The sequence below is a fragment of the Catellatospora coxensis genome (assembly GCF_016862635.1).
Classification (GTDB): Bacteria; Actinomycetota; Actinomycetes; order Mycobacteriales; family Micromonosporaceae; genus Catellatospora; species Catellatospora coxensis.
Map to the genome: position 1 here is coordinate 1 of NZ_BONI01000171.1, position 2,957 is coordinate 2,957.

Annotated in this window: 1 protein-coding gene; it reads left to right on the forward strand. The window is 76.2% G+C overall.

Translation table 11 applies throughout. From position 1 onward, the window contains the following. Positions 1-16: 16 nt before the first annotated feature. Positions 17-2,957: beta-ketoacyl synthase N-terminal-like domain-containing protein (locus Cco03nite_RS41730; protein WP_203699591.1), on the forward strand; the 2,941-nt coding region annotated here is incomplete at its 3' end.

The following is a 2,957-nucleotide window of genomic DNA, read 5'->3' on the forward strand; positions in this document are numbered from 1 at the left end:
CGGTGCGATGGTCGCGGTGCGAGCCTCCCGCGAGCAGGTCGAGCAGGCCATCGCCGGGCCGGCCGGCCGGCATGCGGGCCGGGCGGGCAGCGCCGCCGGCGGCGATGCAGATTCGGCGGTGGGTATCGCGGCGGTGAACGGTCCGGCGTCGGTGGTGGTCTCCGGTGCCGAGCAGGCCGTGGACACGGTCGTCGCCGCGCTGGGTGTGAAGGGGCGCAGGCTGTCGGTCAGCCACGCGTTCCACTCGCCGCTGATGGAGCCGATGCTGGCCGAGTTCGCGCAGGTCGTGTCGGGCCTGCGGTTCAACGTGCCGGCGCTGCCGTTCGTGTCCACGGTGACCGGCGCCCTGGTGGACGCCGAGCAGTTGTGCCGGCCCGAGTACTGGGTGGAGCACGTGCGCCGCCCGGTCCTGTTCGCCGACGCGGTAGGCGCGCTGGCTCGCGAGGGCGTGACCACACTGCTGGAGATCGGACCCGACGGCGTCCTGTCCGGACTGGTGCCCGACCTCGCACCCGACGCGGTCGCCGTGCCGCTGCTGCGCGCCGACCGCCCGGAACCGCAGGCGGCGCTCACCGCACTGGCCGCGATCCACACCCGGGGCGCGGGCGTCGACTGGTCCGCGTACTTCGCCGGCACCGCCGCGCAGCGGATCGACCTGCCCACCTACCCGTTCCAGCGGCGGCGGTTCTGGGCGGGGCAGTCCGCCGGGCACACCGCCGCCGACCCGGCCGACCGCGAGTTCTGGCAGATCGTGGAACGCGAAGACCTGTCCGCCCTCGCCGACCTGGTCGGCCTCGACGGTGCCGAGCTGGGCGCGGCCCTGCCCGCCCTCGCGGGCTGGCGTCGCCGCCGCCTCGGCCAGGCCGCCGCGGCGCAGTGGCGCTACCAGACCGTATGGCAGCCGCAGCCCGCCCCCGCGCCGTCCGTGATCACCGGAGAGTGGCTCGTCGTCGCCGCCGAGGACTTCGCCGCCGAGGCCCAGCACGCGGTCCGCGCGCTGTCGGCCCGGGGCGCGGACGCCAGGATCGCCGACACGGTCACCGCGACGGCCGACGGGGTGCTCCTGCTCGGCCGGTCACCGCTGCCGTCGCTCACCGAGACCCGGGCCGCCACCTGGACGCTGAGCCGCGGCGCGGTCGCGGTCACCGGTGCCGAGCGGCCCGAACCCGCCGGGCTCCAGCTGTGGGCGCAGGCGCAGGAACTCGCCTGGCAGGACCTGCCGCACTGGCGGGGCATCGTCGACCTGGCCCCGGACCTCGACGAGCCCGGCTGGCTCCGGCTCGTCGACCTGCTCGCCACCGCCACCGAAACGCAGTACGCGCTGCGCGCCGACGGGGTGTACACACTTCGGCTGCACACCGCACCCGCCGGGAACCGCCCGGCCTGGACGCCGCGCGGCACCGTGCTGCTGTCCGGGGCCGAGACCCCCGCCGCCGCGCTGCTGACGGGCTGGCTGGCAGCGGCCGGAGCCGAGGTCGCGGCGGTCGCCGCCGGGGACCTCGACGCCGCCGCGACCGTGCTCGCCACGCGCCGGGTGACCGCCGTCGTGCACGTCAACCACGACCCGGCCACCGGCCCCGCCATGATGTGGCTGCTCGACGAGCTGACCCGGGGCCGCGACCTCGACGCCTACGTGCTGCTCTCCTCGGCGACGACCCTGTTCGGCGGCCCCGGCCAGGCCGCGCACGCCGGACTGCGGCTGCACGCCGACGCGCTCGCCCAGCGCCGCCGCGCGGACGGCCTGCCCGCCGTCTCCGTCGCGTGGGGACTGTGGGACGGGGCCGAGGTCGAGCCCGCGGCGGGGTTCCGGCCCATGGCCGCCGACCCGGCCCTGCTCGCCCTCGCCGACGCCGCGGCGCAGGAACCCGCCTGCGCGGTGATCGCCGACATCGACTGGGCTCGCGTGGCCGGGGCGGTGCCCGCACCGGTCCGGCCACTCCTCGCCGACCTGCCCCAGGTCCGGGAACTGGAGCCCGCGGACGGGACCTCGGCGAGCGGTGAGCTGCGCCGCCGGCTGGCCGGCTTGGGCCCGCAGGACCGCGACCGGGCGCTGCTCGACCTCGTCCTCGACCAGGTCGCCCTGGTGCTCGGCTACCCGGGCACCGGCCAGCTCGGCGGCCGGCAGGCCTTCACCGAACTCGGCCTGAACTCGCTGACCGCGGTGGAGCTGCGCAACCGGCTCGCGGCCGCGACCGGGCTCACCCTGCCTGCGACCCTGGTCTTCGACCACCCGAACCCGCAGGCGGTCGCGCACTTCCTGAGCGGGGAGCTGTTCAGCGCCGCGCCCGCCGCGACGGTGACCTTCCGGCAGGCCGGCGACGCGGACGAGCCGATCGCGATCGTGGGCATGGCCTGCCGGTTCCCCGGCGACGTCGCCTCGCCCGAGGATCTGTGGGACCTGGTCGTCGCGGGCCGCGACGCCATCGGCGGCTTCCCGGCCGACCGGGGCTGGGACGTGGACGGGCTCTACGACCCCGATCCGGACGCGGCCGGCCGGACGTACGCGCGGGACGGCGGTTTCCTCTACGGCGCGGCCGAGTTCGACGCCGGATTCTTCGGCATCTCGCCGCGCGAGGCGCTGGCCATGGACCCGCAGCAGCGGCTGCTGCTGGAGACCGCGTGGGAGGCGTTCGAGCGGGCCGGGATCGACCCCGAGACGGTACGCGGCACCGAGATCGGCGTGTTCGCGGGCGGCAACGGCACCGACTACGCCTCGATGATGACCCGGGCGCCGGAGGGCGTCGACGGTTACCTGATGACCGGCACGGCGTCGAGCGTGGTCGCCGGGCGCATCTCGTACACGTTCGGGTTCACCGGGCCCGCCATGACCATCGACACCGCGTGCTCGTCGTCGCTGGTGGCACTGCACCTGGCGGCGCAGGCGCTGCGCAACGGCGAGTGCCACATGGCGCTGGCCGGCGGCGTGACCGTGATGTCGACCCCGGGCACGTTCATCG